Origin of the sequence: Cutibacterium equinum, assembly GCF_028021195.1 — a bacterium.
GTDB classification, from domain to species: Bacteria; Actinomycetota; Actinomycetes; order Propionibacteriales; family Propionibacteriaceae; genus Cutibacterium; species Cutibacterium equinum.
Genome location: NZ_CP115668.1, coordinates 1,457,656 through 1,483,845, shown reverse-complemented (window position 1 = coordinate 1,483,845; position 26,190 = coordinate 1,457,656). Strand labels below are relative to the sequence as shown.

Here is a 26,190-nt window from a genome sequence, read left to right as displayed (position 1 = left end):
ACTTCCTGACGGGTGGGCTGGCGACACCAACCACCGTGGTTCCAGCCGCTAGGATTCAACATGGTCGTGGCCGGTCGCGCCGAAGGGCGGCGGAGGGTCGAGCGCGGCCGGGAAGGTACACGTCGTGTTGACGCGCATGTCACAGTTGTTCGTCCGAACCCTGCGAGAGGATCCGGCTGACGCCGAGGTCCCCAGCCATCGTTGGTTGGTGCGGGCCGGGTACATCCGTCGGGCTGCCCCCGGCGTCTACTCATGGCTGCCACTGGGTCTGCGGGTGATGCGCAGGATCGAGGCCATCTGCCGTGAGGAGATGGCCGGAATCGGAGCTCAGGAGGTGTGCTTCCCCGCACTCCTGGCGTCTGATCCTTACAAGGAGACTGGCCGCTGGGTTGAATACGGCGACAACCTCTTCCGTCTCAAGGATCGCAAGGGCGTCGACATGCTGCTGGGTCCGACCCATGAGGAGATGTTCACCCTCATGGTCAAGGACCTGTACTCCTCGTACAAGGATCTGCCGCTGTGCCTCTACCAGATCCAGAACAAGTATCGTGACGAGGCCCGTCCGCGCGCTGGCATCCTGCGTGGCCGCGAGTTCGTCATGATGGACGCCTACTCCTTCGATGTCGCCCAGGAGGGACTCGACGAGGCCTATCAGACCCAGCGCGACGCTTACATCCGTATCTTCAACCGTCTCGGTTTCGACTACGCCATCGTCAAGGCGATGTCTGGTCCGATGGGTGGTTCTCGCTCGGAGGAGTTCCTGGCCATTGCAGCCAATGGTGAGGACACCTTTGTGCGTTCCCCTGGTGGCTATGCCGCCAATGTCGAGGCCGTCCGGATTGCTGCCCCGGACCCACTGCCGATCGAAGGGCTGCCCGAGGCGCAGGTCGTCGACACCCCTGACGTGCCCACCATTGAGTCCCTGGTTCGGCTGGCCAACGAGGTGCGCCCGCGCGAGGATCGGCCCTGGACCGGGGCTGACACCCTCAAGAACGTCGTGTTCGTGGTGACCCATCCTGACGGCAAGCGCGAGCCGTTGGCCATTGGTCTGCCGGGAGATCGCGAGGTCGACGAGAAGCGTCTCGAGGCTGCCCTCGAGCCGGCGGTTGCCGAACCCTTCACCGAAGAGGACTTCGCCGCCAACCCGCAGTTGGTCAAGGGGTACATCGGCCCGGGATCGCTGGGTGAGGAGAACTCCTCCAAGGTGCGCTACCTCGTTGATCCTCGCGTCGTCACCGGGACGTCGTGGATCACTGGCGCCGATGAGAAGGATCGTCACGTCTTCAACCTCGTGGTGGGCCGTGACTTCACCCCCGACGGAGTCATCGACGTCGCCGAGATCCGCGAGGGCGACCCGGCCCCTGATGGCAGTGGCGAACTGCACTTGTCCCGCGGTATCGAAATTGGCCACATCTTCCAGCTCGGCACGAAGTATGCCGACGCCCTGGGGCTCAAGGTGCTTGACCAGAACGGCAAGCTGGTGACCGTCACCATGGGTTCCTACGGTCTGGGCGTGTCGCGTGCGGTGGCCGCCATCGCCGAGGGGACATGCGACGACAAGGGGCTGTCGTGGCCCCGTGAGGTCGCTCCTTTCGACGTGCAGGTGCTGGCTACCGGTAAGGGAGCTGAGATCCTCGAGGAGGCGACCAGGATCGCCAGCGAACTGGCCGCGGCCGGACTGGAGGTGCTGCTGGATGACCGCAAGGCGTCCCCGGGAGTGAAATTTGCTGACAGTGAGATTCTCGGTATGCCGACCTCAGTGGTCGTCGGTCGTGGACTCAAGGACGGATTGATCGAGATTCGTGACCGCGCTTCTGGTAATGCGCGCGATGTCGCGGTGGCTGACGCTGTGGCCGAAGTCCTCGCCGAGGTGCGCGGCTGAGGGCTACCTTCGGCCGGTGGTCGGTCAACTGACTGACATCTGCAGTTCACGATATCGGCGTCAACTGTTCTGGTGATCTGGCACAGAGGTGGCCTCATGTCCCCCGGATAATGGGTGGGTATGTCAGGCCGCACGGCCCCCTCGACCTGCGAAAGGCAGATTGATGCCAGAGAACCATGACGGATTGACCAGAACCGACCCCAACACTGCCAGGAATACGCTGGGACGACGAAGCTTTCTCGGCGGTATGACCCTGGTTACTGCTGCGGCTGTGACCGGCACCACCCCGGCCTTGGCCCATGCCTCCAAGCGTCTCCACTACACGGCCGGAACCACACTTGAGCAGGTGGGCCTGCCCGATCCGGGCAAGGGATATCGCAGGCTCAAGGCACACAGCGGCTACCCGCTCGTCGTACGCGAGGATCTCGCCAAGGGCAAGAGTGGGCGTGATGACCGACGTCACGGCTTGGCGTCCCTCATTCAGCTCACTGACCTGCACGTGACCGATGTGCAGTCTCCGATGAGGGTCGAGTTCCTGCACCCGCTGGCTGGCTCGGCCTTCCGCCCGCAGGAGGCCTTGGGTCCGCTTGCCACGGCATCCTTGGTGCGTCGGGTCAATTCCCTTCAGGGTGGCCCGGCCACCGGACGGGCTTTCGACGCTCTCGTCAGCACCGGTGACAACACCGACAATCATGAGCACGTCGAACTCGACTGGTACCTCACCTTGCTCTCGGGTGGCACGATCATCCCGAATACCGGTGCTCATGATCACTGGGAGAGTGTGCAGACCTTCGGGGATCCGCTGTTCTACAACCCCGAATCCCATCACAGCGACAAGTACAAACGTGTCGGATTCCCCCAGGTCGACGGCTACTTCCGTCGCGTCATGGCTCCGGTGTCGTCTCCTGGCGTGAAGGTGCCGTGGTATGCGGTGTTCGGAAACCACGACGACTCGGTCCAGGGCACGCTGCCTTCTGACTGGGAACTCCTGGAGGCGATGTACACCAGTGATCGCAAGATCACCGGTTTCGCCAGTGACAAGGACGCCAAGGCCTTCCTGCGGGCAGCCCAGGGTGACGGACCGATCGAACTGTCCAACAGCTCTGTCTCCCTGACTCGCCAGGTCACTGCCGATGAGCGCCGCGAGCCCTTCACCCCGTTCGAGTTCATCAAGGCCCACCTGGATGACGGCATCAACGGTTCCGGTCCGCATGGTCACGGCTTCAGCGAGGACAACCTCAACTCGGACCGCGGTTACTACACCTTCCAGATCGCAGAAGGCGTCACCGGCATCAGCATGGACTCCACCAACCGCGCCGGCTACACCAATGGCTCCATCGACGACCGTCAGTGGCAGTGGCTGAAGTCCGTGCTGCGCGCTGGCAGCAGCGTGTACTACGACGACCTGGGGGTGCGCCAGCAGCACGATGTCAGCGACACCATGTTCGTCCTTTTCAGCCACCACGACTCGAAGACGATGAATAACGCCGTCCTGCCCGGTGACGGCACCGGTATTCGTCACCTCGGCCCGGAATTGGTGTCCCTGCTTTCGCACTATCCGAATGTGATCGCCTGGGTCAACGGGCATGTGCATGCCAACAACATCACCGCTCACAAGCACCTCCTTGATCCCCGCCGTAGCTGGTGGGAGATCAACACGGCCTCGCACGTCGACTTTCCCCAGATGGCCCGCATCATCGAGATTGCCGACAATCATGACGGCACCGTGAGCGTCTTCACGACCCTCGTCGAGTCAAATGCTCCTTACCAGGCTGACTACGACACCACCGACCCGGATGGTCTGGCCAGTCTGTACCGAGAGTTCGGCGCGAATGACCTGCACACCATGAAGCGCAGGCTCGGCGAATCTCGCGATCGCAATACGGAGTTGCTGCTGGCCCATCCGTGGGCCTGAGAGGTACTTTCAGCTCGATAATGTGATGGGTCCCGCCCTGTTGTCAGGGGCGGGACCCATCATTGTTGGTGTCACACGGGAAGGTTGACACGTGACGTCGTGGGTCTTTGCCGGTCTTGTTCTCGCCGCCTTTACTGCGGGCTGGATCAATGCCGTCGTCGGGGGCGGTGGTCTCATCATGTTGCCCTCACTGCTGGTCGGCCTGCCGACCGAGACCCCGATCGCCACGGTGGTGGGCACGAACAAGGTGGCCCAGGTCGTCGGCAACCTCACCGCCGGTGTCGGGTACCTGCGCAAGCAGCGTCCGGACTGGCCGATGTTCCTCTCGGCGGTTGGCCTGGCCGCCATCGGAGCGGTGATCGGTGCTCGGATTGTCACCTACATGTCACGGGCGGTCTACACGCCGGTCCTGCTCGTCATCCTCGTGGTCATAGGGGTTTACACGTGGAGACGACCTGCCCTGGGGGTGAACTCGGACGGGGAAGGCCGACGACATCCGGTGCTGGTTGCGATGATGGGGCTGGTTCTGGGTTGCTACGACGGAGCCATCGGACCGGGGGTCGGGACCTTCTGGGTTCTCACCTACGTCGCAGTGGGTGGCTATTCCTTCCTCAAGGCCTCGGGAATGGCGAAGATCTGCAACGCCGTGACGAACCTCGTCACCATCACCACGCTGGCCGTGCACGGCCACGTCTGGTGGCATGTCGCCTGGCCGCTCGTCATCGCCAACGTCGTCGGTGGATTCATCGGCACTCGAACTGCCCTGAAACATGGCAATGCCTTCATCCGGACGATGTTCCTCATCATCACCAGCGTGCTGGCGATACGGATGCTGGTTCAGTTGATCTGGGGAATCTGAGTCGTGGTGGCTCCGGGGTGGCGCTTCCTGGTCACACCCAGCCGGGCCACGTCGTCACCCCGGTGCCCAGATGGGCAAGGACCTCAGCCTGGGTGATCATCGCGGCAACGGCGTGCGAACGTGCTGACGAGGGGCTGGCGGCCACCACCCGTCCCCAGCCAGACAGCACATTGTCCTCCAGACCAGACCACAACGACCGGGTCGCCGCTGGATTGGCAGGGGCTGTCGGCATGGGGTAGCCGGGCAAGTCAGGAGTCGGGGTGGCAGAAGCCTCGCGGAGTCCTTGACGTACCTCGGCGCGCTGGGCGATGACCTGGTCGCGTCGCTGCTGTCCCCAGGTGCGCAGCGGATCGTCTTCCTCAAGACGGCCGATGCCCCATTCCAGGCCTGCCATGAGCGCATTGAGATGGGTCAGGAGTGCTTGCTGGGCGTGGACGAGAGGTTCTTGTCCGACAGTGACCGGGACCACCTTCGGACGTGGACGTGGTGCAGGTGCGTCGGGGGCGAAAGCCGAGCAGAACACCGAGAGGCTGGCCCACAACAGGGATTGCGAGGGGTCACCGGCGGCTCGGCAATTCGACAGATATCGGGCCGCGGCAGCCTTTTCGTGATGCTGCAGCAAGGCATCTGGTGATCCTTGCCCGGCTGCCAACGGTGTCGGGGAGACCGAGGGGGTCAAGGAGTCCGTCTTGCCTGAAAAAGGGTCAGTCTGGCTCAACACCTGCTCATGACGACGATGAGCAGCGGCGAGCTGCTCGTACGTCGCTTTTCGGCCACCGCTGACGCTGTTCGCGGCTTTCGTCGCCAACTGCGCCAGGAAAGCCTCGTGGGACACGGCATCGCGACGTTGTGCGGCTGTGTCGACACGTGGTGTTGTGCCGGCAACGGTTGGGTGCACCGGAGTCGTCTTCTCGGACCGGTGACTGCACCCCGATAGCCCGATGGCACCGAGAGTGGCTCCACTGGCGAGAACGGTTCTCCGAGCGATCATGGGTTCACCTTATCGATACTGAAGTTGTACCTGCGATGTGACACCGTCGAGGACCCGAGCGACGAGGAGCCGACATCGGTGCGGCAAGACGGAGTGGCTAGACTCGATGCGGACAATTTGCAACGACAACAGGATGAGACACAGATGAATGCAGAGAGGCTCACCGGCCTGCTGGAACCGGTCGTGTCCCAGCTCGGGCTCGAACTGGATCGCGTCGAGGCCGTGTCTGCCGGACGACGCCGCGTGGTGCGAGTGACCGTTGACGGGGATGGCCCCGACGGCCACGGACCCAGCTTGGACGAGATTTCCGAGGCCACTGCCGAGATATCCCGTCGCCTCGATGATTCCGGGGCCATGGGGGAGTCGCCCTACACCTTGGAGGTGTCATCGCGAGGAGTCTCGACCCCGTTGACCCAGCCGCGGCACTACCGACGCAATGTCGGACGTTTGGTGCGGTTCACCCTCAATCCTGATGAGGGTCACACATCCGGGGAGACCTTCGAGGGGCGCATTGCTGAGGCCACCGAGGACAAGGTCACCCTCGAGGTCGAGGCAGAGAACTCGAAGCCCCACAAGCCCGTGTACACCACCCGTGAGATCCACCTGTCCGACGTGGCGAAGGCTGTTGTCCAGGTGGAACTCAATCGTCGCGACGCGCAGGCGTCGGAGGAGGAGAACTGAGATGGACATCGACCTGTCGGCCCTGCGCATGATCGAGCGGGACAAGGACATCCCGCTCGAGTACTTGCTGACCACCTTGGAGGACGCCCTCCTCAACGCATACGACAAGACGGAGGCTCCTGTGAAGGGGGCCAAGGTCGAGCTTGATCGCAAGACCGGAAACGTCGCCGTCATGATCCCGGAGAAGAACGAGGAAGGGGAGGTCATCGGTTGGTATGACGGCACCCCTGACGACTTCGGTCGGGTGGCTGCCGCGACGGCTCGGCAGGTGATATTCCAGCGTCTGCGCGAGGCCGAGGACGAGCAGAAGTACGGCCATTTCGTGGCTGTCGAGGGCGACGTCATCACCGGCGTCATCCAGCAGTCCTACCGCGACACTCGTACGGTTCGCGTCGACCTGGGTGCCCTCGAGGGCATCATGCCCCCGGCCGAGCAGGTTCCCGGTGAGGACTATTCGCATGGCCGTCGCATCCGCGTCTACGTCGTGGCAGTGCGCAAGGAGGCTCGTGGCCCCCAGGTGATCGTCTCGCGCACCCACCCGAACCTGGTGCGCAAGCTTTTCGCCATGGAGGTGCCCGAGATCGAGCAGGGTGTCGTCGAGATCAAGGCGTTGGCTCGTGAGGCCGGTCATCGCTCCAAGATCGCCGTCGTCTCGCACAATCCTGACGTCTCGGCCAAGGGTGCCTGCATCGGCCCGATGGGTCAGCGAGTGCGTGCTGTCATGCACGAGTTGGGGGAAGAGAAGATCGACATCATCGACTGGTCGGAGGATCCCGCCGAGTTCGTGGGTGCGGCTCTTTCGCCTGCCAAGGTGGCGTCGGTGACGGTCGTCGATCTCAAGGCCAAGGCAGCCAGGGCGGTCGTCCCGGATTACCAGCTCTCCTTGGCGATCGGACGCGAGGGCCAGAACGCTCGGCTGGCGGCTCGCCTCACGGGATGGCGTATCGACATTCGTCCTGACAACCAGGTCTGAGACTGCCCGGGACACGTGACGAGGCCCGACCTTCCCCGTGAAAGGTCGGGCCTCGCGCGTTCATCCCCATCTGGCCTAGGGTGAGCCAGTGACCAGACGACCCCAACGCACCTGCGTCGGCTGCCGACGCGTCGACGATCCAGCCCACATGAGGCGTTACGTCCTGGTTGATGGGGTTGTCGTGGCCGACCCGACTGGCAGTGCTGCTGGCAGGGGAGCGCACGTCCACCCTGACGACGAGTGTTGGAGACGTGCCGTGGCTGGAGGATTTGCCCGATCCTTCCGACAACGCGTCAGGGTCGAGTGCAGCGAATCAGACAGCTCACCAACGCGCTGAATTGGGCGCAGTAGGCCATTTTCGGTAAAGTTGACCCCGCATGTCCGCCGGGAGGTCCGGCGGCCTCACCGAATCGTGTCCCTGGCAGGTCGGTCATTCTGGCTCAAGGGGACTGAACAGGAAGTGGGCACAAGCTCATGAACACTCGATGAGTTCGCACCAATGAGGATTCACAACAACTAGGCCCAGGTCCATCGCGGCCGGGCCCGAAGGAGAGTAGTGGCCAAGGTCCGCGTCTATGAGCTCGCGAAGGAGCTCGGACTGTCAAGCAAGCAGCTTCTGGGGAAGCTCAACGACATGGGCGAGTTCGTCCGATCGGCTTCCTCAACCATTGAGGCACCAGTTGTGCGGCGACTGCGTGACCAGATCGGTTCGGCTGAGCCGTCTGGTGACACCAAGCCCGCGAAGCCTGCGGCTCGTACCCCGCAGGCAGCACCGAAGGAACCCCGCAAGGAGACCCCATCAGCCAAGCCGGCCCCCGGGCCGAAGCCGACTCCTGGCCCCAAGCCGGGCCCTTCGCAAAGGCCGACACCTGGCCCTCGTCGCGGCCCCAACGGTGGGCCGGAGCCTGGTCGTAGCTCTGCAGCTCGCACCAGCGCAACCCCGCGTCCGGGTCTCATGAAGCCTTCCGGTGGCTCCAAGCAGGAGACCCCGGCGCCGAGGAGTGACGCCAAGCCGGCTCCCAAGCCTGGTCACAACGCCGCCAAGCCCCATGCTCCTGCCCCCGGTCCCAAGCCGGGTGCGCCGGCCAAGTCCGGCCCGCAGAAGCCGGGTGCCCGTCCGGGCCCGCGTCCGGGTGGGTCTGGTGGCCTGCCGTCGGGTGCTCGCCCCGGTCCGCGTCCGGGTGCTGGTCGTCGCACTGGCACCCCGCGTCCTGGAAACAATCCGTTCGCCTCCAGCCAGGGAATGGGGCAGTCGCGTCATCGTCCCGAGGGTGGACAGCGTTCCGGTGGAGCTCCACGTCCAGGCCAGGGTGAGCGTATGCCGCGTCCGGGCGGCAGCCAGGGGTTGCGTGGCGGGTCCGGCATCCCTCGTCCGAACCCGGCCATGATGCCCAAGCATCAGTCCTCCCAGATCGGCCAGACGAACAATGGTCGTGGTGGACGCGGCGGTGGCCGTGGCCGTGGTGGATCCCGTGGTGGCGGCGGTTTCGGCGCAGGTTTCGGTGCAGGAGGACCCCAAGGTCCCGTCGGCGGTGGCCGCGGAGGTCGCGGCGGGCGTGGTACCCAGGGTGCCTTCGGTCGCGGTGGTTCCCGTCGTGGTCGCAAGTCACGCAAGCAGCGCAGGCAAGAGTTCGATGAGATGCAGGCGCCGCTGGTCGGCGGTGTGCGCGTTCGCAAGGGTGATGGCGAGACCATCCGACTGCGTCGTGGTGCCTCGCTGACTGATCTTGCTGAGAAGATCAATGCCGAGCCGGCACAGCTGGTGCAGGTGCTGTTCAACCTGGGCGAGATGGTCACGGCCACCCAGTCGGTGTCCGACGACACCCTCGAGATCCTGGGCGGCGAGCTCAACTATGCCATTCAGGTCGTCTCCCCCGAGGACGAGGATCGCGAGCTGCTGGAGTCCTTCGACCTTGAGTTCGGCGAGGACGAGGGCGATGAGGAGGATCTTGTCGCGCGTCCGCCGGTCGTCACCGTCATGGGCCACGTCGACCACGGCAAGACGAAGCTGTTGGACGCCCTGCGTCACAGCGATGTCGTCCAGGGCGAGGCGGGTGGCATCACCCAGGCCATCGGTGCTTACCAGGTCGAGACTGAGGTTGACGGCGCCGAGCGTGCCATCACTTTCATCGACACCCCGGGTCACGAGGCCTTCACGGCCATGCGTGCCCGTGGCGCCAAGTCCACCGACATCGCGGTGCTGGTTGTTGCTGCCGATGACGGTGTCATGCCGCAGACCATCGAGGCGTTGAACCACGCCAAGGCCGCTGATGTGCCGGTCGTCGTGGCCGTCAACAAGATTGACAAGCCCGAATCCGACCCGGACAAGGTGCGCGGACAGCTCACCGAGTACGGCCTGGTTCCTGAGGAGTACGGCGGCGACACCATGTTCGTCAACGTCTCTGCTCGCACCCACGAAGGTCTTGACGATCTCCTTGAAGCGATCATCCTCACCGCTGATGCTGCTCTGGACCTGCGTGCCAACCCGGACATGCCGGCTCAGGGTGTTGCCATTGAGGCCCACCTCGACAAGGGGCGTGGTCCGGTGGCCACCGCTCTCATCCAGCGCGGAACTTTGCACATCGGCGACTCGATCGTTGCTGGGTCGTCCTACGGACGTGTGCGCGCCATGATCAATGATCAGGGCGAGAATGTCGACGAGGCTGCTCCGGCCATGCCTGTGCAGGTTCTCGGCCTCACCTCGGTGCCGGGTGCCGGCGACAACTTCCTGGTTGTCGACGACGACCGGATGGCTCGCCAGATCGCCGAGAAGCGCGAGGCCCGCATGCGCGCCGCCCAGCAGGCCAAGTCGTCGCGGCGCAAGACCCTCGACCAGCTGTTCGAGCAGCTCGAGAAGGGCGAGACCGAGGAGCTGCTGCTCATCCTCAAGGGTGACGGTGCCGGCTCGGTCGAGGCCCTGGAGGATGCCCTGGCCAAGATCGACGTGGGCGAGGAGGTCGACCTGCGTGTCATCGACCGTGGCGTCGGTGCCATCACCGAGACCAACGTCTCGCTGGCTGCTGCCTCCAACGCCGTCATCGTGGGCTTCAACGTTCGTCCGACCGCCCATGCCCAGCGCATGGCCGACGAGGAGAACGTCGACATCCGCTACTACTCGGTCATCTACGACGCCATCGACGAGATCGAGGCCGCCTTGCGAGGCATGCTCAAGCCGATCTACGAGGAGAAGGCAATGGGCACCGCGGAGATCCGTCAGATCTTCCGCTCCTCGAAGGTTGGAACGATCGCGGGCTGCATGATCACCGACGGCATCATCCGTCGTCATGCCAAGGCTCGCCTCGTCCGCGACGGCGTGGTGATCCAGGAGACCGAGATCAACACGCTGCAGCGCGAGAAGGATGCCGTCACCGAGGTGCGCGAGGGGTACGAGTGTGGTCTGACCCTGACCAATTACTCCGACATTCGCGTCGGCGACGAGATCCAGTGCTACGAGATGGTCGAGAAGCCTCGAGACTGAGCCTGATCACTGTCCTGAGCGGGGCGTCCACGTGGAAGCGTGGACGCCCCGCTCGCGTTTTGCCGTCCGACAGAGGGGCGGGTACCGAGTGTTTCAACGTGAACCGCGTAGCGGTAAATTGACTTGGTGAGTTCTGACACGATTGAACTTGACGAGGTGGTCGTTCGATACCGGTCTGGGTGGCAACTGGGGCCGGTTTCGGCCACCTTTCCGGTGGGAGTGAGTGCCCTTGTCGGCCCCAATGGTGCGGGCAAGACGACGATGCTTGCTGTGCTCACCGGAATCAAACGACCGAAGGCCGGGACGCTACGTCGTGACGGGCAACCCGTGAGGAGACGACGGGAGGGCTCTGGATACCGGGCCCACATCGGGTACGTTCCGCAGGAATGCACCTGGTCACCGTCGTGGCCGGTCGAAGACTTTCTCACCTTCTGTGCGCGCATGTATCGAGTACCGTCCACGCAGGTCAGGCACAGGTGCCAAGGCGTCATGTCCGATCTGAACGTCGGTCAATTCGCCCACCAGCCCATCGGTACTCTGTCGGGTGGTCAAAAGCGTCGGGTCTTCCTCGCGGCGGCACTGGTTCACGACCCCGAGGTGCTCATTCTTGATGAGCCGACCGTGGGCCTGGATCCGGGGGAGCGGATCTCGTTTCGCCGCCACGTCGTCGAGCAGGCGGCCTCACGGGTCGTCGTTCTGTCCACCCATCTCATGGATGACGTCGCCCTGTCCGCAGACCAGGTGCATCTGGTCGATGGGGGACACATCACCTGGAGCGGCACGCTGCCCGAATTGATGGCTGCAGCAGGAGAATCTGATTCACAGGACCACGTGTCAGTGGCTGAGCGAGGCTACCTGCACCTGATGCAAGGTCGCGCAGAATCCGAGCTCCCTGAGGGGGACCGATGAAAGCCTGTCTTCGGCAGGCCGTTTGGTCTGGGCTGGGGCTTGCCGTGTTGTGGGTCGCCACGAGCATTGGCCTGATGCACATGTATCCCCGCGCGTGGAAGTCCTTCGCCTTGACGACGGGGAGTGTCTCGGTGGACACGGTCATCCTGTCTCCAGTGTGCTGCGGAGTCGGGGTGGCATACGGTGCCCGTCTTCGCCGCGCCGGGGTCACGCGTACATCCCGAGCCTGGCCGCGCAGCGCCACCGCCGCCATCGTCACCACCTGGGTGGTGGGTGTCGGAGCCGTTCTGCTCCTGGCTGTGGGGGTAACGACCGCAATCCTCGCAGTGGTGGCTTCCGGTGACGCCGATCCGCGACTCGTGATGGGTTCGGTCCTCACCGCCATGGCCGCCACGGCATTCCTGGCCCTAGGGGCCGTCCTTGGAGTGGCGGCTGGTTCCTATCTGCTCGCCGCTGTCGCTGCCATCGCGGTCTACTTGGTGGCGGGGGCCGTTCCTGAGGCCTATGACCTGCTCATCGGATGGTCTGGTCCTGCGGCCATCGACGGCGCCCCTTCGCATCTCACCTGGCACGCCATCGCGTTGTGGGCTGGACTCGATTGTGCCGTCATCGTCGTCTCCTTGCTGCTCGTGGCCGTGATCACGACACCCGGTGGTGGGCCTTGGTGGCGGTGGCTCACGGCGACGATTCTGGTGGCAGTGGTCATCGTTGACGCCGCAGCGACTATTCGGTTGGAAGAGGTGTGGACAACCACGGATGATTGGCGGTGTCGTGAGGTCGGCAAGCACGGATCCATGGCATGCGTCTCCGGTGACCTGTCCTGGCGGCTGGAGGAGTACGCGACGGCGATGGGCCGCGTCGATGACCTGTTGATGAGCGCCGGGGTCCAGGAGCGCATTGTCTACGCCCCCGAGGGAGGGCCGGGGAAGGCCGGTTACCTGCCGGTGTGGACGCACGTGTCGACCTCGTCCACGGCGAGAGAATGGGCCGGGGATCTCACCGCACCCCTGCTGGGTGACAATCTGTTGGGTGTCGAGGATTCCACGTCCTCACAGTGTGACGGGGCGATCGAGATCTTTGACGACGCACTGGTGTCGGTGATGGATGGCCAGCCCCTCGCCCCGGACTCGCTGCGATCCATGGTGTCACAGGTGAGGGCTTGTCTATGACGGGTCGGATGTCGGGCTTCGGATGGTTCCTGCGCAGTCGCGGTCTGGTGGCCGTGGTGGCCTATCTGACGGTGGGAGCAGTCTGCGCCCATTACCTTGGCGGCGACCTCGTCGCCGTCCCGTTTGCCGAGAACAGGTCTGTTGACGTGGGGCTGGGGCCTTCGAGCCTGAGCGGCATCCTCGCCTCCGTATTGTTCTCCTCCCCGGACCCACAACGGGAGCAGGCCTTCCCCGACCGTCCCATTCGCGCGATGAGGGTGGTGTGGGCCGCCATCGTGCTCATCTGGCCAGTGGCATGGGCCGTCCTGTTCAACGGTGATCAGCCCACTTCTTTGTGGTGGGTGCTGTGGTTTGCGCGCAACCATGTCCTGCTGGTGGGGATGGCGATGGTCGCCAGCGTCGTAGTGTCAGTGGCCTGGGCATGGCTGCCGGGAACGATCTTCGTCCTGTCGTGCTGGATCCTGGGTACCAAGAATTCCGCGGCGACTCCCTACTGGTGGGCGCTGCTGAACCAGAGCCCTCTGGACCCTCTGAGCCTGGCAGTCTCAGCGGTGCTGGTCGTCGTCGGACTGGTGCTGCAGTGGCACACCCCCGGACTTCCGCGTTGATGCTAGCTGGCGTGTGCGCCGGTGGGGATGGTGTGCAATGATGGTTGACCCGCTCAGGACACCGATGGCGAGGAGAGATCATGAACACACCGAATCCACGTGTCGCCAAACTGGCCGATCAGATCCGAGTCGTGGTGGCCGAGACCCTTGAGCGCCGCGTCAAGGATCCCCGCCTGGGCTTCGTGACGATCACCGATGTGCGTCTGACCGGGGACTCCCGTGACGCCACCTTGTTCTGGACCGCGATGGGCAGTGACAAGGAGATCGCCGGGACGGCAGCGGCCCTCGAGTCAGCCAAAGGTATGTTGCGTTCCACCGTCGGCAAGAGACTCAAGCTGCGCTACGCCCCGACCCTGACCTTCGTGCGCGACGCCACCCCTGAGACCGCCAAGTCCATCGAGGACGCCCTGGCACGAGCTGCCGCATCTGACGCCGAGATCGCTCGCCGCTCCCAAGGTGCCATGCCTGCCGGTGAGGCTGACCCGTACCGTCACCGCGACGAGGACGAGGACGAGTGACGATCGTGGCGCCGACACATTTCCGGGTTGGCCGATGAAGGCCAATCCCGACGTCGCCTCTGGTGTTCTCGTCGTCGACAAACCAGCCGGAGTGACTTCCCATCAGGTCGTCGGGCGGGTGCGTCGCCTCATGGGCACCCGCAAGGTCGGACATGCCGGGACCCTGGACCCCATGGCCACCGGGGTGCTCGTCGTCGGGGTCAACCGCGCCACGAGACTGCTGGGCCATCTGTCCCTGCACGACAAGGACTACACCGCCACCATGAGGCTGGGGGTGAGCACCGTCACCGACGACGCCGAGGGAGACGTCACGGCCACCACCGACGCGTCTGGGATCGCTGACGAGGACATCATCGCCGCAATGTCACGCCAGACCGGCGACATTCAGCAGGTTCCCACCGCCGTCAGTGCGATCAAGGTCAACGGTCAGCGCGCTTACGCCAAGGTGCGTGCCGGGGAGGACGTCGTCCTGAAACCGCGTGCGGTGACCGTCTCCCGATTCGAGGCGATGACGATACGGCGCCACGACGAAGTGATCGACGTCGACGTCGCGGTCACCTGTTCTTCGGGAACCTACGTGAGGGCACTGGCCCGCGACGTCGGGGCGGATCTGGGGGTCGGGGGTCATCTCACGGCTCTGCGGCGGACCCGAATCGGACCTTTCGATCTCACCGCGGCTTGCCCGGACATCTTCGCCGACGATGCCGTCTCGCCCACACCGATGACGATGGCCGAGGCTGCGCAGTTGAGTTTCCCCGTCGTCGAGGTCACGCAGGACCAGGAGTCCGCCATCCGGGTGGGCAGGAGCCTTGACCTCACCGTCCCCGCAGACGTCACCGCCATGCTGGCCCCAACAGGAGAGTTGCTGGCCCTCTACCGACCCGACGACCGGGAGCAGGGCCGGAGTCGGGCAATCTGCGTGCTGGTGTGACTGCTCCCAATGAACAGCGAAGCGTCCGGATTCGAGGCATGGGCGGTTGGCACCATAGACTGCCGGGCGTGTCTGTTCCCGAGGAATCGTCGACCGTCGTCATCGGAAACTTCGATGGAGTGCACCGCGGTCACCAGGCCCTTGTTCAGGAGGCCAAGAGGCTTGATCCAGCCGGCTATGTCATTGTCGTCACCTTCTGGCCCCACCCACTGACCGTCCTGGCCCCCGACCGGGCGCCGGTCCTGTTGTGCCCGCTGGAGCGACGTCTTGAATGGCTGAAGGAGGCTGGCGCCAGCGAAGTGCGGGTGGTCAACTTCACCACCGAGGTCGCGAATTGGTCCCCGGCGGCGTTTGTCGAGCGGATGATTGGCCCTCTGCAGCCCAAGCATGTCCTGGTCGGTCAGAACTTCCGCTTCGGACGTCACGCCGTGGGTACCCCGCAGGCTCTCTCGGAGATCGGCGGTGGCCGTTTCGAGGTTCATGCGATGGATCTCGTCGCCATTTCCGGGGTCACGGTGTCGTCGACGCGCGTGCGCGAGGTGGTGGGGGCCGGTGAGGTCGCTGAGGCTGCTGAGCTGCTCGGTCGTCCCTTCGAGGCCGGCGGAGTTGTCGTCATGGGGGACCAGCGCGGACGTGAACTGGGATTCCCGACGGCCAACCTCGTCCTGCCGCAGCAGCGTGCCGTGCCTGCTGACGGGGTGTATGCCGGATGGCTCGAGCCCGGCAGTGGTCCCCACGCCGGTCGCCGCCTGCCCTCCGCGATTTCAGTGGGAACCAATCCCACCTTCGACGGCCTCGAGCGGCGCGTCGAGACCTACGTCATTGATCGCGATGATCTTGAACTGTACGGAGTTGACGTCAAGGTCAGTTTCGCCCAGCGACTGCGCGGGCAGATCAAGTTCGACGGTGTCGAGCCGCTGATCGCCCAGATGAGCGACGACGTCAACGCGGCGCGCAAGATCCTGGCCTGAGTCTGGACGACACGGTGGGGGTCGCCGGGGCGATTCGCGTCCGCTGCGAGGAGCTGATACTGTACCCAAGTTGCCGTCAGAACGGCCGCGGCCGCCGAAGAGTCCCCTGCAGCAAGAGCATCGGGGACGCCGCGCAACGGACAGGAAGGAACCCACCGAGATGGATGCTGCCGAGAAGAAGAAGATCATCGAAGAGTACGCGACCCACCCCGGAGACACCGGTTCCCCGGATGTCCAGGTTGCCATCCTCACCAAGCGCATCGCCGAGCTCACCGAGCACCTCAAGGTTCACAAGGGTGACCACCACTCTCGCCGTGGCCTGATGCTCATGGTTGGCCAGCGTCGTCGTCTTCTCAACTACATCGCTCAGAACGACATTGAGCACTACCGCGAGCTCATCGCGCGTCTGGGTCTGCGTCGCTGAGCGTCACGGATCGAACGTAGGACGGGGCGTCCCTTCGGGGGCGCCCCGTTGTCATGCCTGTGCTCGTGTGTTTGTGCTCGTGGCCGTATCCGTGTATCTGGATTCGTGTGAGCGGGCCATGACGGTGCCACCCCCATTCACAACACTCGAAAAATCGTGATTCGTGGGATTGCCCACAGATGCCTTAGACTGAAGGTCACAATCAGAATCACTGTAACCGTCGACTGCCTCCCCTTGACACATGGGTCCTCGGTAGTGGCCACCGGGGCACGATCCCGGCGGCTTCGATCGAAGACCGGTGTGGTTTGACAAGAGGCGCTTTCTGTAGCGCCAGCGGGCGGCGGTCGGCCCTGCGAAAGGACATCCCTGTGGAGGGACCCGGACTCGAATTTACCGAGGCCATCATTGACAATGGAAAATTCGGCAAGCACGTCGTCCGCTTCGAGGCGGGACTGCTGGCCCAGCAGGCGGATGGATCCGCCGCAGTCTACCTCGATGGCGACACCATGCTGCTGTCGGCCACCACGGCCGCCAAGACTCCCCGCGATTCCATCGACTTCTTCCCGCTGACGGTTGACGTCGAGGAGCGCATGTACGCCGCCGGACGTATTCCCGGCTCGTTCTTCCGCCGTGAGGGACGCCCCTCCGAGGGTGCGATTCTCGCCTGCCGCCTCATCGACCGCCCGCTGCGCCCCTCCTTCGTCAAGGGTCTGCGCAACGAGGTCCAGGTCGTCGTGACCGTCATGGCCCTCAACCCGGCCGTGTACTACGACGTCATCGCCATCAACGCTGCCTCGATGTCCACCCAGCTCGCCGGTCTGCCGTTCTCCGGCCCGATCGGTGGCGTCCGCATGGCTCTCATCGACGACCAGTGGGTGTGCTTCCCGTCGGTCGATCAGCGTAAGGAGTCGACCTTTGACATGGTCGTCGCCGGGCGCGTGCTGGCCGACGGTGACGTGGCCATCATGATGGTCGAGGCCGAGTCGACCCCGGCCACCTGGGATCTCGTGCGTGGCGGACGTACCGCTCCGACCGAGGAGGTCGTCGCCACCGGTCTGGAGGCCGCCAAGCCCTTCATCAAGGTGCTGTGCGACGCCCAGGTTGCCCTGGCCGCCAAGCTGCCCAAGGAGACCTACGACTTCCCGGTCTTCAAGGACTACGAGGACGACGTCTACGCCGCCGTTGAGGAGAAGGCTGCCGACGAGCTCTCCCGCATTGAGCAGATCGCTGCCAAGCTGGAGCGTCAGGAGGCCGAGTCCGAGCTCAAGACCCGTATCAAGGCCGAGCTCGCCGAGACCTTCCCGGAGCGCGAGGCCGAGATTTCGGGAGCCTTCAAGGCCGTCATGAAGAAGATCGTCCGCAAGCGCGTCCTCGACGAGGGTGTGCGTATCGACGGCCGTGGCCCCCGCGACATCCGCGCCCTGTCGGCCGAGGTCGGCGTCATCCCGCGCGTTCACGGTTCCGCTCTGTTCCAGCGCGGCGAGACCCAGATCCTCGGTGTGTCGACCCTCAACATGCTCGACATGGAGCAGAAGCTCGACACCCTCTCCCCGGACACGACGCGTCGCTACATGCACAACTACAACATGCCGCCGTACTCCACCGGTGAGACCGGCCGTGTTGGCTCCCCGAAGCGTCGCGAGATCGGCCACGGCAACCTTGCCGAGCGCGCCCTCATCCCGGTGCTGCCGACCCGTGAGGAGTTCCCCTACGCCATCCGCGAGGTGTCCGAGGCCATCGGCTCGAACGGTTCCACCTCGATGGGTTCGGTCTGCGCGTCCTCCCTAGCCCTGCTCAATGCCGGTGTGCCGCTGCGCGCCTCGGTCGCTGGCATCGCCATGGGCCTCATGAGCGAGACCGACGAGGACGGCAAGACCAAGTACCTCGCCCTCACCGACATCCTCGGTGCTGAGGACGCCCTCGGCGACATGGACTTCAAGGTCGCTGGTACCAGCGAGTTCGTCACCGCCCTGCAGCTCGACACCAAGCTCGACGGTATCCCCGCTGACGTGCTGGCGGGCGCTCTCAAGCAGGCCAAGGAGGCTCGCACCGCCATTCTCGAGGTCATGAACGATGCGATCGACTCTCCTGACGAGATGGCTCCGACCGCTCCGCGCATCATCACCGTGAATATTCCGGTCGACAAGATCGGTGAGGTCATCGGGCCCAAGGGCAAGATGATCAACCAGATCCAGGAGGACACCGGCGCCAACATTTCCATCGAGGATGACGGCACCATCTTCATCGGCGCCGACAACGGCGAGTCCGCCGAGGCCGCGCGCACGATGATCAACGCCATCGCCAATCCGCAGATGCCCGAGGTCGGCGAGCGTTACCTGGGGACCGTGGTCAAGACGACGAGCTTCGGTGCCTTCGTCTCCTTGCTGCCCGGCAAGGACGGCCTGCTGCACATTTCCAAGATGCGCGACCTCAATGACGGCAACCGTGTCGAGGCCGTCGAGGACGTGCTGTCGGTGGGCCAGAAGATTGAGGTTGAGATCGCTGAGGTCGACGACCGAGGCAAGCTCTCCCTGGTGCTGGCTTCCCATGAGGACGACGACACCGAGGAGTGAGTCATCATCCTGGAGTCGTCGCCCTGTGAGTGACTGACATCGACGGGCTGTCCTGGCGCTTTGGCCGGGACAGCCCGTTCGTTGTACGCGGATGGGTCATTTCTCAGCAATGTCACAGCCGCTGGGTAATCTGGACGCGGTGCCCGGACCGGTGCCGCCATCAGGAAGGAAGGGCTCGATGATCAAGGTTGCCGTCTTCGGAGCCAAGGGACGTATGGGGGCTGCGGTGTGCCACGCGGTCGAGGAGGCCGAGGACACCGAGCTGGTGGCCGCCATCGACAGCGGTGATGACCGTTCGGCTGCTCAAGGAGCCGACGTCATCGTTGATTTCACTACCCCCGATGCTGTCATGGACAACGTGGCCTGGGCCATCGACCATGACATCCACACCGTCGTCGGTACCACTGGTTTCGACGACAACCGCTACCAGACCCTGCGCGATCGCCTCGCCGATCATCCGAACGTCGGTTGCCTGGTGGCCCCGAATTTCTCCATCGGGGCGGTGCTCATGATGCACTTCGCCCAACAGGCCGCGAAGTTCTACGAGTCGGTCGAGATCATCGAACTTCACCACCCCAACAAGGTGGATGCCCCCTCCGGTACCGCCCGTACGACGGCGAGCAAGATCGCTGCTGCCCGTCAGGAGGCCGGACTGGGTGATGTCCCGGACGCCACCCAGAGCCAAGTGGACGGGGCTCGTGGTGCTGTCGTCGACGGGGTTCACGTTCATGGTGTGCGTCTACGCGGCCTCATTGCCCATCAGGAGGTGCTCTTCGGAGCCGAGGGGGAGACCCTCACTATCCGCCACGACTCGATGGACCGGGTCTCCTTCATGTCGGGAGTCCTCACCGGTGTGCGCGGCGTCCTTGATCATCCGGGATTGACCATCGGTATAGAAGGGTTGCTTGGACTTGAATGAGCGTCCCGATTTCTTGATGACGCCAACTGAACCGACTCAGGTGCTGGTGCCCAGGCCCCAGATTGATCCCAGTACTGTGGTGACGGTTGACCGTGATCGTCGTCCCCGCCACCTCATCAAGTGGCTGGTCGCCATCGTCGTCATCGCCGTGGTCGCGGCTGCGGCCGTGATCACTGACCAGACCTTCCGGGCCAGAACTGAGAAGGACGTCGCGGCCAATATCGCCAAGTCATTGGGAGCAGATGAGTCGAGCGTCGGTGTCACGATTCGTAATCGTCCCTTCCTCGCAGCCTTGCTGACCGACGAGCTCCAAGGCCTTGACGCGACCATACCGACGGCGACCGTCGTGCGAGACGAGACGACCGTGACCTTCCGCGACGTCGACATTCACGCCAACGGGATCCGTCATGCCCGCAAGGCATCCGAAACGGTGGCCGAGACCATGTCGGCAACTGGCAGGCTTGACTGGGCTGAGCTGTCTCGGTTGGCCGGCGGAAAGATCACGTACAAGGACGACGCCGGTGAGAACGGCAAGGTGACGGTTGTGCGCGACATGTCGGTTCTGGGAGCCAACGTGGAGGTCAGTATCTCGGCCGTCCCCGGTATCGAGGCCACCTCCCGGCGGGTGACGTTGACGAGCCCATCGGCGAGTTTGGATGGTATCCCGATTCCTGACATCCTGCTCAAGCCCATTCTGGAAGGTATCACTGAGCGATTCACCCTCCCGGATTTGGGTAATTTGCGTTACGAATCTCTCAAGGCGACGCCGAAAGGACTGGCGTTTTCCCTTGTCGGAACCGAGGTGAAATTGTCAGACCTCACGGGCAAGTGATCTGCTGGTCGCGAATGATGGCCTGATGACACGTCAAGAAGTCGTAGTGTGGTCGATGGCCGCTCGGCCGATCGTCACATGTCGTCAGTTGCGTGGAGGTCCTTTTCATGAATGTTGCCGAACAGCTCGTCCAACAGCTCCTCGATGCGGGGGTGCGCCGGATCTACGGCATCGTCGGTGATTCCCTGAATCCCGTCGTTGACGCAGTTCGCAAGACCGGCGGTTCTGTCAAGGGCGGGATCGACTGGGTCCACGTCCGTCACGAGGAGGCTGCGGCCTTCGCTGCTGCCGCCGAGGCAACCTTGACCGGTGAGCTGGCTGTGTGTGCAGGATCGTGCGGCCCGGGCAACCTGCACCTCATCAACGGCCTGTTCGACGCCTACCGTTCCCAGGTTCCGGTTCTGGCCATCGCCTCGCACATCCCCAGCGTGCAGATCGGCATGAACTACTTCCAGGAGACCCATCCGGACCGCCTCTTCGTGGAATGCTCCGACTACTGCGAGCTGATCTCGACTCCTGACCAGGCTCCTCGCGTCGTCAACTCGGCCATTCGTCACGCGGTCGCGGGTAGCACCGTCTCGGTCATCACCCTTCCTGGCGACATCAGCGACAAGAAGGCCACCGCCCCGTCCCCGGTCTTCGTGCCGAGCCGTCGTCCCTCCATCGAGCCGAATCCCGAGGACGTCCGCCAGCTCGCCAACCTTCTCAATGACGTCAACAAGGTCGCCATCTTCGCCGGTGCCGGTGTCGAGGGTGCCCATGACGAGGTCCTGGCCTTGGCTGACAAGCTCAAGGCCCCGATTGGTCACTCCTTGCGGGGCAAGGATTTCATTCAGTACGACAACCCGTTTGATGTCGGTATGACTGGCCTGTTGGGTTATGGTGCCGCCGCCGAGGGCATGAATGACGCCGATGTGCTGATCTTGTTGGGAACCGACTTCCCCTATGACCAGTTCTTGCCGGACACCTTGACCGTTCAGGTTGAGAACCGTCCGGAGAAGTTGGGTCGTCGTACCGACGTTTCCTTCCCGATCCATGCTGACGTCAAGGCACTGTGCAACGCTGTCACTCCGCTGCTCAAACAGCATGACGACAAGTTCCTCAAGACCACGGTCAAGCGTCACGCCAAGATCATGAAGGCTCCGGTGGGTTCGTACACCCGCAATGTCGAGCACATGAAGCCGATCCATCCCGAGTATGTCGCCCACGTCCTCAATGACCTGGCCGACCGCGACGCGATTTTCACCGCTGATACCGGCATGTGCAATGTGTGGACCGCCCGTTACATCGATCCGTTGGGCACTCGTCGTCTCATCGGTTCTTTCCTGCATGGATCGATGGCCAACGCTCTGCCGCATGCCATCGGTGCTCAGGCTTCCCACCCGGGTCGCCAGGTGATCTCGGTGTCTGGTGATGGTGGCCTGTCGATGCTGCTCGGCGAGCTCGTCACGGCTCGCATGCTCAACTTGCCGATCAAGGTGGTTGTTTTCAACAACTCCACACTTGGGATGGTCAAGCTGGAGATGCTTGTCAATGGGTTGCCTGATTTCGGGACTGACGTCCACGACGTGAACTACGCTGGCGTGGCCAAGGCGATTGGGTATCACGCCGAGCGGGTTGATGATCCGAAGGATGTGCGCCGTGCGCTCAAGACTGCCCTTGACTTCGACGGACCGGCCCTCGTCGAGGTGCTCACTGATCCCAACGCCCTGTCCTTGCCGCCCGAGATCAAGGGTGAGCAGATGATTGGGTTCGCCACCGCCATGAGCAAGATCGTGCTCAACCGTGGTGCCGGTGAGGCCGTCTCGATGGCTACGTCCAACATGAGGAACATCCCAAGGTTCTGAGATATCACGTGTCGTGGGGCCCATCCGGGGTGGATGGGCCCCACGGGCGTATTGTGACTAGGATCGTGGGACGCAAGACCGAATGGCATTGAGGGCAGGCAATAGTGGCGATGACGGGCGGCGGTGCTGCCGCATGAGAATCCTTCTTGTGGTTGACACCCTTCGGCCAGGAAATGGGACGACGGCCTCCACCCTCCGCTTTTCCCACGCGTTGCGTGCCTTGGGTCACGAGGTGCGACTGCTCAGCGTCGGTTCGACGTCGATGCCAGACACCCGCGAGATTCCCGTGGTCAGTGTGCCTGCGCTGAACCTGCCGATCATCACTCATCTGGCTGATCTTCAAAATGTCGATCTTGCGCGCCCAGAGGTGGCAATTGTGGCCTCAGCAGTCGCCGGGGCTGACATCGTGCACATCGTCATGGCATCGCCGTTGGGGGTGTGTGCCAAACACGCGGCTCAGCATGCTGGTGTCCCCGTCACTGCGGGTTTCCACGTCCAGCCTGAGAACATCACGTACAACCTGCACCTGGCCAACGCTCGTCACCTTGCCGACCACATGTATCGCATGCTGTGGCGGGGCTTTTATCACGATGTTGCCCACATCCATGCCCCCAGCCAATTCATCGCCGATCAGCTGCGCAGTCACGGGTACCAACAACATCTTCACGTCATTTCCAATGGAGCACCGCCAGAGTTCTGCCCCGGCCCACCACGCCAGACGTGGACGTTGGACAGCCCTGGCCCTGCCACCGTCATGACTGTCGGCAGACTCTCACCGGAGAAGCGGATCGAGGTCCTTGTCGACGCCATTGCCAGGTCTCGACATCGCGATCGAATCCGTCTGGTCGTTGCCGGTCGCGGGCCGCAACGCGAGTGGTTGCAGAAACGAGCTGAGCGTGCCGGGGTTGACGCCTGCTTCGTTCATCATGACCGTCCCGACGACCTCATCGCAGAACTGAGAGCCGCTGACCTCTACGTCCACCCAGCAGACGTCGAGATTGAGTCCCTGGCAGCTCTGGAGGCGTCCCTGGTTGGCCTGCCCTGTCTCATCGTCGACAGTCCGCTGTCGGCAACCAGTCAATTCTGTCGGGTTCCTGACCACGGTCTGTGCCCGCCGCGCGACCCGGTGCAAATGGCTGCCGAGATCGACTGGTGGCTGGAACACCCGCAGCAGCGTGAGATTGCGGGGCAGGCCCAGGCAACCTGTGGCCAGGAGTACGGCCTGGCCAGATCGGCTCGGTTGTTGGCCGAGATGTTTGACGACGCCGTCTCGGAGCCGATGGGATGAACAAGGTCCAACGTCTGGCCTATCTGACGGTGATCGTGCCGGTCTCGGTGGTTCTCACCGAGGTGACCTTCGCCTTTCGTCGGCGAGGACACCACCATGTTGAGCCGGGTACGATCATCGTCAGCAATCACGTTCATGATTTCGACTCCCTGGCCTTGGTTCGGGTGTTCTGGCCGACCATTCTGAGGTTCAATTCTCAAACGTCGAACTTCGAGATTCCTGTGGCCGGGCTCATCCTGCGAGCCTTCGGCACGATTCCGGTTGACCCTGCTGAGGTGGGCAGGTTCTTCTCGGTCAATGCACGGGCACTTGATGACGGTGAGTGCGTCGTCATTTACCCGGAAGGACGTATCACCAGTTACGGGACCTCTACCGAGACCTTCCACCCCGGAGCCTTTGCCCTCGCGGTGCGTACCGGCGCCCCGATTGTCCCAGTGGCCCTGGTGCCGTCTGGGCGCAACCTTGGAGTCAGGTGGCGCCGTCCACAGTTGGAAGCCAAGGTGGGACCAGCGATGTACGCCAAGGAGACCCTGCCGCGCCGTCAGGCCCGCGAAGAACTGCGTCAGCGAGCTGAGGACTTCGTCTCCCGTGCCCTTGATGAGGCGGCCCGAACACATCGGGGCGAATCTGTCGGAGTCTCCCGATAGGCTTCATGCTGTGCCTGAGACTGGATTGACGCCACCCCCGGACCTGCAACCTGACGTATTGCGCATCATCCCCCTAGGAGGCCTGGGGGACGTTGGACGCAATATGTCGTGCTACGAGATCAATGGGGAGATGCTCCTCATTGACTGTGGGGTGCTCTTCCCCGAGGACGACCATCCGGGAGTTGACCTGCTGCTTCCCGGCCTGGACTACCTCGATGAGGACAAGCTCTCCCGTGTCAAGGCTCTGGTACTCACTCACGGCCACGAGGACCACATCGGGGCTGTGCCTTATCTGCTGAAGCGTCGCCCCGACATCCCGATCTACGGGTCCAAGCTGACCTTGGCGCTGGTTGAGGCGAAACTGCGTGAGCATCGCATCAAGGGATACCAGCTCAATGTCGTCCACGAGGGCGACGTCGCCGAGGTGGGCGAGCAGTTCGACCTGGAGTTCATTGCCGTCAATCACTCGATCCCCGATGCCCTGGCGGTGTGCGTGCGCACCGACGCGGGAACCCTCATCAATACCGGCGACTTCAAGATGGACCAGTTGCCGCTGGATGGGCGCATCACCGACCTGCGTGCCTTCGTGCGTCTCGGGGAAGAAGGCGTCGACCTGTTCATGGTCGATTCCACCAATGCCGAGGTGCCGGGCTTCGTCAAGTCCGAGACCGAGATCGAGCCGGCCATCGAGAGGGTGTTCGAGAAGGCGAACAAGAAGCTCATCGTCGCCTGTTTCGCCTCTCACGTGCATCGCGTCCAGCAGGTCCTCAACATGGCCGTCCGTCACAACCGCAAGGTCTGTTACGTCGGTCGTTCCATGGTCCGAAACATGGCCGTGGCCCAGGAGCTTGGTTACCTCCATGTGCCGGACAACACCGTCATCGAGCTGCGTGAGCTTGATCATTACCGCGACGACGAGGTGGTCATCATCTCGACCGGGTCCCAGGGGGAGCCGCTGTCAGCCCTGGCTCGCATCGCCAACCGCGAGCACCGCGACATCGAGGTGGGGGAGGGCGACACCGTTCTCCTGGCATCCTCCCTCATTCCTGGAAACGAGAACGCCGTCTACCGTGTCATCAACGGTCTGACGAAGCTCGGTGCGACCGTCGTCCACAAGGGCAATGCCCTGGTCCACGTCTCCGGGCACGCGGCGGCCGGCGAGCTGCTGTATGTCTACAACATCGTGCGTCCGCGTGCGGTCATGCCGATTCACGGTGAGGTGCGTCATCTCGTCGCCAACGCCGACCTGGCCAAGGCCACCGGAGTCGATGAGAAGAACATTGTCCTCGTCGAGGATGGTGGGGTCGTCGACCTGGTCGAGGGGGTGCCGCGGGTCGTCGGCAAGGTTGATGCGTCGTACATCCTCGTTGACGGCTCCGGTGTCGGTGAACTCACCGAAGACACCCTCACTGACCGTCGCATCCTTGGCGAGGAGGGATTCTTGTCGGTGGTCACTGTGGTCGACACCCGTTCGGCCTCGGTGGTGTCGCGTCCGGCGATCCAGGCACGCGGCTTCGCCGAGGACGATTCGGCCTTCGCTGCGGTCACCGATCAGATCGTCTCTGAGCTGGAGAAGGCCATGTCGGACGGTATGGACGACACTCACCGGCTGCAGCAGGTGGTGCGCCGAACCATTGGACGGTGGGTCTCCCAGACCTTCCGCCGTCGTCCCATGATCGTGCCGGTGGTCGTCAAGATCTGAGCGCACGGAGTTGTCGATTTGGGTTCTGGGCTGTGAACCGTATAGTCTTGTCCAGTTCCTGAAGGAACCCCCG

Annotated in this window: 22 protein-coding genes; 21 read left to right on the top strand and 1 reads right to left on the bottom strand. The window is 63.6% G+C overall.

Features of this window, described 5'->3' with window-relative positions; all coding sequences use genetic code 11:
* The first annotated feature begins 136 nt into the window (after positions 1-136).
* The 3 genes from O6R08_RS06815 to O6R08_RS06805 all read left to right on the top strand — a co-directional run bounded on the left by O6R08_RS06815 (position 137) and on the right by O6R08_RS06805 (position 4,656).
* A complete protein-coding gene (locus tag O6R08_RS06815) occupies positions 137-1,882 on the top strand; it encodes a proline--tRNA ligase (RefSeq protein ID WP_271417456.1) in 1,746 nt (581 codons plus the stop codon).
* 160 nt (positions 1,883-2,042) lie between these two features.
* On the top strand, positions 2,043-3,797 hold the full coding sequence (locus O6R08_RS06810) for a TIGR03767 family metallophosphoesterase (protein ID WP_271417455.1): 1,755 nt from the start codon (positions 2,043-2,045) through the stop codon (positions 3,795-3,797).
* 91 nt (positions 3,798-3,888) lie between these two features.
* A complete protein-coding gene (locus O6R08_RS06805) occupies positions 3,889-4,656 on the top strand; it encodes a sulfite exporter TauE/SafE family protein (protein ID WP_271417454.1) in 768 nt (255 codons plus the stop codon).
* Between the two features lie 31 nt (positions 4,657-4,687).
* On the opposite strand, the gene O6R08_RS06800 is transcribed toward O6R08_RS06805, so the two are convergent.
* Positions 4,688-5,647 (bottom strand): DUF4439 domain-containing protein, encoded by a 960-nt coding sequence (locus O6R08_RS06800; protein ID WP_271417453.1) that lies wholly within the window; start codon positions 5,645-5,647, stop codon positions 4,688-4,690.
* Between the two features lie 144 nt (positions 5,648-5,791).
* Between O6R08_RS06800 and rimP the strand changes: the two genes are divergently transcribed.
* The 18 genes from rimP (at position 5,792) to O6R08_RS06710 (ending at position 26,117) form a co-directional block, all read left to right on the top strand.
* The gene (rimP, locus tag O6R08_RS06795) at positions 5,792-6,328 is read left to right on the top strand and encodes a ribosome maturation factor RimP (protein WP_271417452.1); all 537 of its coding nucleotides are present in this window, start codon (positions 5,792-5,794) and stop codon (positions 6,326-6,328) included.
* Position 6,329: 1 nt separating this feature from the next.
* Positions 6,330-7,301: a transcription termination factor NusA gene (nusA, locus tag O6R08_RS06790; RefSeq protein ID WP_271417451.1), complete on the top strand. Its 972-nt coding sequence runs from the start codon at positions 6,330-6,332 to the stop codon at positions 7,299-7,301.
* An 88-nt stretch (positions 7,302-7,389) separates the two neighbouring features.
* Positions 7,390-7,638 (top strand): YlxR family protein, encoded by a 249-nt coding sequence (locus tag O6R08_RS06785; protein ID WP_271417450.1) that lies wholly within the window; start codon positions 7,390-7,392, stop codon positions 7,636-7,638.
* A 219-nt stretch (positions 7,639-7,857) separates the two neighbouring features.
* Positions 7,858-10,779 (top strand): translation initiation factor IF-2, encoded by a 2,922-nt coding sequence (gene infB / locus O6R08_RS06780; RefSeq protein WP_271417449.1) that lies wholly within the window; start codon positions 7,858-7,860, stop codon positions 10,777-10,779.
* Positions 10,780-10,902: 123 nt separating this feature from the next.
* Complete coding sequence (locus O6R08_RS06775; RefSeq protein ID WP_271417448.1) at positions 10,903-11,688, top strand: ABC transporter ATP-binding protein; 786 nt, start codon at positions 10,903-10,905, stop codon at positions 11,686-11,688.
* The gene (locus O6R08_RS06770) at positions 11,685-12,857 is read left to right on the top strand and encodes a conjugal transfer protein TraL (protein ID WP_271417447.1); all 1,173 of its coding nucleotides are present in this window, start codon (positions 11,685-11,687) and stop codon (positions 12,855-12,857) included. Before O6R08_RS06775 ends, O6R08_RS06770 begins: the two co-directional genes overlap by 4 nt.
* The gene (locus O6R08_RS06765) at positions 12,854-13,465 is read left to right on the top strand and encodes a hypothetical protein (protein WP_271419301.1); all 612 of its coding nucleotides are present in this window, start codon (positions 12,854-12,856) and stop codon (positions 13,463-13,465) included. Before O6R08_RS06770 ends, O6R08_RS06765 begins: the two co-directional genes overlap by 4 nt.
* An 80-nt stretch (positions 13,466-13,545) precedes the next feature.
* A complete protein-coding gene (rbfA, locus tag O6R08_RS06760; RefSeq protein WP_271417446.1) occupies positions 13,546-13,983 on the top strand; it encodes a 30S ribosome-binding factor RbfA in 438 nt (145 codons plus the stop codon).
* A gap of 34 nt (positions 13,984-14,017) precedes the next feature.
* Positions 14,018-14,914, top strand: coding sequence for a tRNA pseudouridine(55) synthase TruB (gene truB, locus O6R08_RS06755; protein ID WP_271417445.1), 897 nt, complete (start codon positions 14,018-14,020; stop codon positions 14,912-14,914).
* A 38-nt stretch (positions 14,915-14,952) separates the two neighbouring features.
* Positions 14,953-15,885, top strand: a complete 933-nt coding sequence (locus O6R08_RS06750; RefSeq protein ID WP_271419300.1) for a bifunctional riboflavin kinase/FAD synthetase — start codon at positions 14,953-14,955, stop codon at positions 15,883-15,885.
* A gap of 160 nt (positions 15,886-16,045) precedes the next feature.
* A complete protein-coding gene (rpsO, locus tag O6R08_RS06745) occupies positions 16,046-16,309 on the top strand; it encodes a 30S ribosomal protein S15 (RefSeq protein WP_271417444.1) in 264 nt (87 codons plus the stop codon).
* A gap of 368 nt (positions 16,310-16,677) precedes the next feature.
* Entirely contained in the window at positions 16,678-18,882 is a 2,205-nt protein-coding gene (locus O6R08_RS06740) for a polyribonucleotide nucleotidyltransferase (RefSeq protein WP_271417443.1), read from the top strand.
* A 178-nt stretch (positions 18,883-19,060) separates the two neighbouring features.
* Complete coding sequence (dapB, locus tag O6R08_RS06735) at positions 19,061-19,801, top strand: 4-hydroxy-tetrahydrodipicolinate reductase (protein ID WP_271417442.1); 741 nt, start codon at positions 19,061-19,063, stop codon at positions 19,799-19,801.
* Positions 19,802-19,817: 16 nt separating this feature from the next.
* A complete protein-coding gene (locus O6R08_RS06730) occupies positions 19,818-20,633 on the top strand; it encodes a DUF2993 domain-containing protein (protein ID WP_271417441.1) in 816 nt (271 codons plus the stop codon).
* Positions 20,634-20,740: 107 nt separating this feature from the next.
* On the top strand, positions 20,741-22,480 hold the full coding sequence (locus O6R08_RS06725; RefSeq protein WP_271417440.1) for a pyruvate dehydrogenase: 1,740 nt from the start codon (positions 20,741-20,743) through the stop codon (positions 22,478-22,480).
* A gap of 133 nt (positions 22,481-22,613) precedes the next feature.
* Positions 22,614-23,768, top strand: coding sequence for a glycosyltransferase (locus tag O6R08_RS06720; protein WP_271417439.1), 1,155 nt, complete (start codon positions 22,614-22,616; stop codon positions 23,766-23,768).
* A complete protein-coding gene (locus O6R08_RS06715) occupies positions 23,765-24,415 on the top strand; it encodes a lysophospholipid acyltransferase family protein (RefSeq protein WP_271417438.1) in 651 nt (216 codons plus the stop codon). The genes O6R08_RS06720 and O6R08_RS06715 overlap by 4 nt, the downstream gene beginning before the upstream one ends.
* 10 nt (positions 24,416-24,425) lie before the next feature.
* A complete protein-coding gene (locus O6R08_RS06710; RefSeq protein ID WP_271417437.1) occupies positions 24,426-26,117 on the top strand; it encodes a ribonuclease J in 1,692 nt (563 codons plus the stop codon).
* Positions 26,118-26,190: the final 73 nt, after the last annotated feature.